The sequence below is a fragment of the Stenotrophomonas sp. 3diitr2024 genome (genome assembly GCF_042136455.1).
Taxonomy (GTDB): Bacteria; Pseudomonadota; Gammaproteobacteria; order Xanthomonadales; family Xanthomonadaceae; genus Stenotrophomonas; species Stenotrophomonas sepilia.
The window spans coordinates 1-7,295 of record NZ_JBHHMJ010000831.1 but is presented as its reverse complement, the minus strand read 5'-3'; the positions used below and the strand labels follow the sequence as shown (position 1 = coordinate 7,295).

7 protein-coding genes are annotated in these 7,295 nt (G+C 66.7%); 2 read left to right on the top strand and 5 right to left on the bottom strand.

Annotated features, from left to right (window positions below; translation table 11 throughout):
* Positions 1 to 104: 104 nt before the first annotated feature.
* The 3 genes from ABGA94_RS22170 to ABGA94_RS22160 form a co-directional block, all read right to left on the bottom strand.
* On the bottom strand, positions 105 to 1,046 hold the full coding sequence (locus ABGA94_RS22170) for a YiiG family protein (protein WP_375368108.1): 942 nt from the start codon (positions 1,044 to 1,046) through the stop codon (positions 105 to 107).
* 160 nt (positions 1,047 to 1,206) lie between these two features.
* Positions 1,207 to 2,199, bottom strand: a complete 993-nt coding sequence (locus ABGA94_RS22165; protein ID WP_375368107.1) for a DUF3829 domain-containing protein — start codon at positions 2,197 to 2,199, stop codon at positions 1,207 to 1,209.
* A gap of 92 nt (positions 2,200 to 2,291) precedes the next feature.
* Positions 2,292 to 3,110, bottom strand: coding sequence for an NAD(P)-dependent oxidoreductase (locus ABGA94_RS22160; RefSeq protein ID WP_005419027.1), 819 nt, complete (start codon positions 3,108 to 3,110; stop codon positions 2,292 to 2,294).
* A gap of 108 nt (positions 3,111 to 3,218) precedes the next feature.
* Here ABGA94_RS22160 and ABGA94_RS22155 point away from each other — a divergent pair, with 108 nt between their 5' ends.
* The gene (locus ABGA94_RS22155; RefSeq protein WP_005419028.1) at positions 3,219 to 3,902 is read left to right on the top strand and encodes a hypothetical protein; all 684 of its coding nucleotides are present in this window, start codon (positions 3,219 to 3,221) and stop codon (positions 3,900 to 3,902) included.
* 55 nt (positions 3,903 to 3,957) lie between these two features.
* On the opposite strand, the gene ABGA94_RS22150 is transcribed toward ABGA94_RS22155, so the two are convergent.
* Together ABGA94_RS22150 and ABGA94_RS22145 are read right to left on the bottom strand one after the other, a co-directional pair.
* The gene (locus ABGA94_RS22150) at positions 3,958 to 4,464 is read right to left on the bottom strand and encodes a DUF2867 domain-containing protein (RefSeq protein WP_375368106.1); all 507 of its coding nucleotides are present in this window, start codon (positions 4,462 to 4,464) and stop codon (positions 3,958 to 3,960) included.
* A complete protein-coding gene (locus tag ABGA94_RS22145) occupies positions 4,461 to 5,123 on the bottom strand; it encodes a serine/threonine-protein kinase (protein WP_049413709.1) in 663 nt (220 codons plus the stop codon). The genes ABGA94_RS22150 and ABGA94_RS22145 overlap by 4 nt, the downstream gene beginning before the upstream one ends.
* Positions 5,124 to 5,208: 85 nt before the next feature.
* Between ABGA94_RS22145 and ABGA94_RS22140 the strand changes: the two genes are divergently transcribed.
* On the top strand, positions 5,209 to 7,206 hold the full coding sequence (locus tag ABGA94_RS22140; protein WP_134955575.1) for a bifunctional DedA family/phosphatase PAP2 family protein: 1,998 nt from the start codon (positions 5,209 to 5,211) through the stop codon (positions 7,204 to 7,206).
* Positions 7,207 to 7,295: the final 89 nt, after the last annotated feature.

Genomic DNA, 7,295 nt, shown 5'->3' with positions numbered 1-7,295 from the left:
CGCCGCAGGCCCCGTCACGGCAGGGCCTGCCATTGAAACCGCTTGCGTATGACGCCCGGATTGCGACCCGGTTGCAGTAGAGCCACGCCCTGCGTGGATCGCCCTCAACGCATCCGGTTGCTGGTGGTCACCAGGTCGTTGTAGGCATCCAGAATCGTCGACTGTGCGCCTTCAGGGTCGGTGGTGAGCCAGCTGCCCGACGCCTTGCGCTCGGCGGCCAGCGCATCGGCGGTGATCGGCTTGCCCTGTTCCAGGCGCTCGACTCCGCGCCCGGCGGTACGCACCAGCTTGTCGGCCGAGCGCTGCACATGGCCCCACATCGGGTCGTCCTTGCCGACACCACCGTTCTGGATTTCCGTCACCAGCGCCTGATAGTCGGCCAGCTGGCCGCGCAACACCGCAACGTCCGGTGCCTCGCCCTGGAACGCCATTGCCAGCTGCTTGCCATCGCCGACAAGGCGCAGATGGTAGTACGCCAGCGAGCGGCCTTCGCTTTCCACGATCTGCTTCAGCTGGGCGGCGCGGCGATCGTTCTCGTTCTTTTCCAGCGCCGCATCCATCGCCTCGCTGGCCTTGAAGAAATCAGCATAGGCCTGCATCAGCGGGGCATGCTGGCTGCGCATCCCTTCACCACCATCGCGACGATAGTCCTCGCGGGTGAAATAGCCATCGGCGCGCTCGATCAGGGTGTTCAGCGCCAGGAACGCCTGCTGGTACTGCCGCGCGGCCGCATCCAGCGACGTCGCCGGGGCCTTTGCCAGCGCCTCGCTCAACGGCTGGCCGCAGTACTCGACCCGGTGCGACAACACCTTGCCAGGTGAGCGCGGCTGCGCTTCCTTGCCGGTTGGACCGGCTTCGGGATCCTTCATCCAACCGGTGTAGGTCTGGAAACCCTCGTGGATGGGCTGTTCGACGCCGTTGTAGCACTCGATATAGGCGTTCACCTTTTCCAACCCGGGATCGGCGACAGCCAGCCCGGCCGGGTTGTTGCAGCCGGCCAGCGCGCAGAGCAGGAGAACAGGAATCAGGCGTGTGGATGCATTCAAATCAGTTCCTTGCACAAGTGAAAACTGCAGGCATCGTCATGCATGGCGCGAGCGCGCGCTCCAGCACCTCGGCAAGGTGCTGGCATTCGGGGCTGCAGGGCGTGTCATGCCGCAATCAACCTGCTCAATCGCGACAAAAGTGAAGCGTTGAGCTTCCCGCTTACTGGCGGTTGCTCTGGAAAACCAGCGAGTTGTATTCCTGCATCAGCTTGCTGGCCGAGCCGCGTGGCGCCATCGAGGGCGAATCCAGCATGCGCCGTTCGAAATCGCTGTAGGGCGTCTTGCTGCTGACCCGCTGCAGCCGCTCCTTGCCTTCCCGACGGAAGTTCTCGGCTTCGCGCTCGAAGCCGTTCCAGTCCAGCTTGCCCGGCTCCTGATCGGCCACCTTGGCATGCGCCTCGTCGGAAATACGGTTGAAGGCGTCGAGTCGTTCACGGGCTTGGGCCGGATCAAAGTCGTCCTCGCTCATCAGCTCCACGATCGCTTTGGCTTCCAGCATCATCGCCAGACGGTAGTACTCGCGCGTTCGCCCCTCGGCCTGTTCCAATACCTTGAGCTGCTCGCGCTGGGCAGCGTCATTCTGGCGCTCCAGCTCGGCGTTGAACGTTTCGCTGGCAGCCACGAAGTCCTTGAATGCGGCCATCAAGGGCGCGTGCAGTTGCTTGCCCCTGGCAAACCGGTCGTCTTCGTAGTCCTGGCGATCGTAGTAGTCGTGCGCCTCCTTGCTGATCGGCACCAGCGCCTTCAGCGCCTGCTGATAATGGCTGGCAGCAGCATCGAGTTCGGCCAACGCCGGCTTGGCAGCCATCGCCTCGGTCACCGGGCCATCGCACTGCTTCATGTCGTAATCGCTGATCTCGAACGGGCCGTACACCTGTGTCTCGCGCCCGGTCGGGCCGGCCTCGACGTCCTTGATCCAGCGCGTATAGGACTGGAGGCTGTCGTGCGTCTTCGAATCAAGCGCGTTGAAGCAGCCGATGTAGGCGTTGAGCTTCGCAGTCAACTGCTGCTGTGCGTCGGACGGCACCGTGTTGGCCTCCGGCTTGCCCGAGGCGCCGGCGTCGCCAGCGGTTGCAGGAGCCTTGCCACCGCAGGCGGCCAGGACAAGCGACAGCGAAGCGGCCAGCGCCGCGACGGAAAGCGTACGTGACATGTGTTCACATCCCTGTTGAAAACGGTTACAGCCCTGTATTCTAGCGCAGCAGGCCGAGGGCCGCAGCCCTCGGCCCTTGCGCAACGTAGCACTCAGTCCAGGAACAGATCCGGCAACAACGACCGCGACGGGTCCACGGCATAGCCGGACAGGTCGCTGACGCCGGCCTGTGCCAGCACTTCATCGTCGATCAGGAACTGGCCATTGAAGCCCGCCGCTTCGCGCACCAGCACCGCATGCGCGGCGTCGGCCATGATCTGCGGCGTACGGCAGCCGGCCGCATCGACGCCCGGAATCATGTTGATCGCATCGGTGGCGATCACCGTGCGCGGCCACAGCGCGTTCACCGCCACACCCTGCGGGCCGAATTCCGCGGCCAGGCCGAGCGTGACGAAGCTCATGCCCATCTTCGCCAGCGTGTAGCCGGTATGCGCGCCCCACCACTTCGGTTCCAGGCTCGGCGGCGGTGCCAGGGTCAGGATGTGCGGGTTCGGCGCCTGCAGCAGGTACGGCAGGCAGGCCTGCGCACACAGGAAGCTGCCACGCGAATTGACCTGCTGCATCAGGTCGAAGCGTTTCATCGGCGTATCCAGCGTGCCACGCAGCCAGATCGCGCTGGCGTTGTTGATCAGGATGTCGATGCCCCCAAAGGTGTCGACCGTGGCCGCAACCGCGGCGTGCACCTGCTCTTCCTCGCGGATATCGCACTTCAGCGCCAGCCCCTGGCCACCGGCGGCGGTAACGGCCTCGGCCGCGCTGTGGATGGTACCTGGCAGCTTCGGGTTCGGCACCGCCGACTTGGCCGCAATGGCCACGTTCGCCCCGTCACGCGCAGCGCGCAGTGCGATGGCCAGGCCGATGCCACGCGAGGCACCCGTGATGAAAAGCGTTTTGCCCTGCAGACTGCCCACGTTCCACACTCCAGCGTATGCAATGAGCCGCTAGTATGCCGCGCCGACGTGGAGTTCACCCGGCCTTGACGATACTGGCGCCTCCAGTCAACGCACGAGGTCCACGCCATGCGCCGTTCCCGCCTGTTGCTGCCTGCCCTGGGGCTTGCCCTGCTGACCGCCTGCCAGGGCCGTTCGCCGGAACCCGGCAAGGAACCGTCGGCCGGTGACACGCCTAGCGCGGAGAAAGCCGCCGCAGACGGCAAGCTGCGCTGGAGCGAGGCAGTGGTGTGGGATGGCGACCTCAACGCCTGCCGCCAGGGCGGGAATGCAGCCACGCGTGAGTGCCTGCGCGATGCGATGCGCGCTGGTGGCGCAAGCGCCGATGCCATTGCTGCCGCCGAACAGTTGTCCACCGGCGGCGAGCTGGCCTACGTGACGGCCTGGCACGAGAACGAAGGCCTGGGCATTGCCACGGTCGAGTATCCGTTCCGCGCCAACACCAACGAGGGCACCCGCCTGGTCGACGCCACCGGCAAGCGCATCGATGTGGATGCCGTGCAGCTGGACGACACCCTGCGTGCCGACCCCGCCGTGCAGGCCCTGCTGAAGGACCACCCGCAGGCCACGCCGTTCGCACCGGCGCAGTCGGCCGGGGCCACGCCGCTGGAGAACGGCGGCATCCGCCTGCTGTACCGCACGCCGCTGCGTGACTGCCACGCCTGCCCGGATGTAGGCCAGCTGCAGATCGCCTACGACTTCGACGCCAAGCGCAACTTCATCGGCCAGCAGGTAGTGCCGGCAACGCCGTAAGGTCGCCGGCACTACATCAAGGCCGTCAGCGGGCGCATCCACGCATCGCGTGGATCTACCGGTACGCCTGCGCCTGCTTCCTCAGCAGATGCGGCACGATCAGCCGATGCACCGGCGCAACCGGCAGCATGTATACGCGCCCGAACGCGTTGTGCGTATGCACCACGGTCGCCACTTCCAGCACGTCGCCCTGCCACTGCAGGGCCAGCTGCACACGCAGGTGGCGGTCGTCGTCTTCCAGCACGATGGCATCGTCACTGAGCGACTGCAGGGTGAAGATGCCCAGTCGCTGCCCGGGTTGAGGATCCGCAACATCCTGCACCGCGCGCAACGAGCCCAGGTGCTTCATGCCGAGCAGGCGCATGCCGCGATTGCGCAGCGCCATCAGCCCATCGAACCAGCCGGGAATGGTCGCGGCCATATCGCGATAGGCCTGCAAGGCCGAGCGCCCATCACGATGGATTGTTGCCTGGCAGGCGTGCACGAAGTCGGCACCGGCCAGCTGTGGGCGCAGGACGCTGCCCGCACTCGGTGGGCCGGTCACTACCTGCAGTGGACTCATGGCTTGGGCCCCTGCCCCTCGTTGTCTTCCCAATGCAGGATGCGACGGGTAACGAAGCGGTAGACCGGCTTGCCCGTGGCGAACCACAGTTCGCGCACCCACGAGGTGCGCTTGAGCACGCGCTTTTCCACTGGGGTGAGCGACTCACGGCAGTACATGCGCTTGTGCTTGAGCAGGTGGCGCAGGTCCTCGCGGGCCAGCAGGCGCATCCAGCGCGAGCGCGGGTTGCCGATCACTGCCAGCTGGAAGTCGATCAATGCCGGGCGGCCGTCTTCGGTCACCAGCCAGTTGGCTTCCTTGGCCAGGTCGTTGTGGGCCACGCCGCGCCGATGCAGCTGCTGCAGCAGCCGACGCGCGGCGCGGAACCAGGCCAGGTCGCCACGCGGTGGGCGCTGGTACATGGCGTCGCCGGCCATGAAACTGCGGTCGAGATGATGCCCATTCCACGCCAGCAGCTGCGGCACGTCGGCCATGCCATGGATATGGCGCAGCGCGCGCGCTTCGCGGCGGGCCAGCCACCAGGCCGGCAGGCGCAACCACAGCGGCGTGGCGCCCAGGTCACGGCGTACGAAGGGGCCGGCAGGCCCTTCCACACGGAGGATGCGACCGAAGCTGTCGGCCTTCAAAGCATGTGGTGGCGTGTCTGGCGTATGCGGCATGGGCCCATTCTAGGCGATGGCGCCGGTTGCAAACGGTCACCAAGCGGCTGGGAACCAGTCACCTTCACGCCCCTATAATCGGGCAATGGACTCTTCATGGATCGACGCCACGCTTGCGTGGATTGCCGCTCACCCCGTGCTGGCGGGTGCCGTTATCTTCCTCATCGCCTTCTGCGATGCGGTGATCATTCTCGGCGCCATCGTGCCGGCGCTGCCGCTGCTGTTTGCGGTGGGCGTGTTCATCGGCCTGGGCCAGATCTCCGGACCTTACGCGGTGGCGGCGGCCGCACTGGGCGCATTCGCCGGCGATGGCATCAGTTACTGGATCGGGCGCCGCTGGGGCGACCGCCTGCGTGGCGTGTGGCCGTTCAGCCGTTACCCGCAGCTGCTCGACCGCGGCGAAAACCTGTTCCGCCGCAACGCGTTCAAGAGCATTCTGGTGGCACGCTACGTCGGCGCGATCCGGCCGTTCGTGCCGGCCATCGCGGGCATGATGAAGATGCCAGCCAGCCGCTATGTACAGGCCAGTGGTATCGCCAGCATTTCATGGGCGGTGCTGTTCCTGGCCCCCGGCTGGATTCTTGGCGAGGCCTATGACGCGGTGGCCGCAGTAGCCGGTCGGCTGGTGGTGGTGGTCGGCCTGCTGGCGGTGATCCTTGGCCTGGTCTGGGCCCTCGTGCTGTACGGCTACCGCTGGTCGGCCGCGCGCATGGACAACTGGCTGGCACGCCTGCTCGACTGGTCCAACCGCCATCCGACGCTGGGCCGCTACACCGTCGGCGTGCTGGATCCGAAGCGGCGCGAGTCGGTGCCGCTGGCGATGCTGGCGCTGATGCTGCTGGTGCTGGGCTGGGGCTGGTTCGCGCTGCTGACCGTGGTGGTCGCGCATGGCGAGCCACTGGCGATCGACCTGCTGGTACACCAGGCAATGCTGGCCCTGCGCAACCCGCTGGCCGATTACCCGATGGCCGCGCTGGCGTCGCTGGGCGCCTGGCAGGTGCTGCTGCCGGCCACTGCGGCGGCGATGGGCTACCTGGTCTGGCGCCGGCGCTGGATGGCGGCCGCGCACTGGCTGGCCGCGCTGGCTTTCGGCCTGGCGCTGACCATGCTGCTCGGCGCTACCGTCGATGTTGTGCGCCCGGTCGACGCCAGCAGCGGCTTCGGCTTCCCGTCGGTGTCGGTGACGATGGCCACCATCACCTTCGGCTTCTTCGCGGTGCTGATCGCCCGCGAGATGCCCGGCCGTACCCGCGTCTGGCCGTACCTGGTGTCGGGCATCGTGGTCAGCCTGATCGGTTTCTCGCGCCTGTACCTGGGCGCGCATTGGCTGAGCGATGTGATCGGCGGCATGCTGTTCGGCACGTTCTGGCTGCTGGTGCTGGGCATCGCCTACCGCCGCCGCTTCAACCGCTCGTTCTGGGTGAAGCCGGTGGCATGGCTGTTCTACGGCGTCTTCGCCGTCGCCGCGATGTGGTACGCACCGCGCAACATCCCGGTGAAGCTGGAACGCTTCGAGCCGACCTTGCCGGCCCCGCAGGCAATGGACACGCAGGCCTGGTGGCAGTACGACTGGGCGACACTGCCGGCGCGCCGCAACGAGTTCGATGACGACCAGCGCTGGCCGCTGGACGTACAGGTGGCCGGTCCGCTGGCACCGCTGCAGGCGCAACTGGAAGCGCGCGGCTGGAAGCGGCAGGAGCAGGCTGGCTGGCAGCAGGCGCTGCTGATGCTGGACAAGAACACCGGCGCCGATGAACTGCCGGTGCTGCCGGCGACGCTGGAAACCCGCGTGGAAGCGCTGTTGATGGTACGCCCGGGTACACACCGTGATGAGCGCTACGTACTGCGCCTGTGGCCGGCCCCAGCGCAGTTGCAGCCGGGCAACACGCCGCTGTGGCTGGGCAGTGCACAGACCCTGCGCTACGAACGCCATTTCGAGTGGATCGGCATGTGGCACCCGCTGCGTGGCGTCGACCCGGCATTGAATGCCGTAAAGGACGCCGTGCAGGACCTGCCGCAGCGCGAGGACGTGCACAGCGAAACCGGGTTGCCGGTGCTGCGGTTGAAGACCACCACGCCCTGACCAGTACCGGTCGCGATCACCCAGTGTAGAGCCGAGCCCATGCTCGGCTGCTCTTCGCGGGATCCATCAAGCCGAGCATGGGCTCGGCT

Excerpts from the sequence above, each read along its gene's own strand:
- ABGA94_RS22165 (WP_375368107.1), bottom strand. The coding sequence starts at position 2,199 with ATGTCACGTACGCTTTCCGTCGCGGCGCTGGCCGCTTCGCTGTCGCTT.
- ABGA94_RS22155 (WP_005419028.1), top strand. The coding sequence starts at position 3,219 with ATGCGCCGTTCCCGCCTGTTGCTGCCTGCCCTGGGGCTTGCCCTGCTG.
- ABGA94_RS22150 (WP_375368106.1), bottom strand. The coding sequence starts at position 4,464 with ATGAGTCCACTGCAGGTAGTGACCGGCCCACCGAGTGCGGGCAGCGTC.
- ABGA94_RS22145 (WP_049413709.1), bottom strand. The coding sequence starts at position 5,123 with ATGCCGCATACGCCAGACACGCCACCACATGCTTTGAAGGCCGACAGC.
- ABGA94_RS22140 (WP_134955575.1), top strand. The coding sequence starts at position 5,209 with ATGGACTCTTCATGGATCGACGCCACGCTTGCGTGGATTGCCGCTCAC.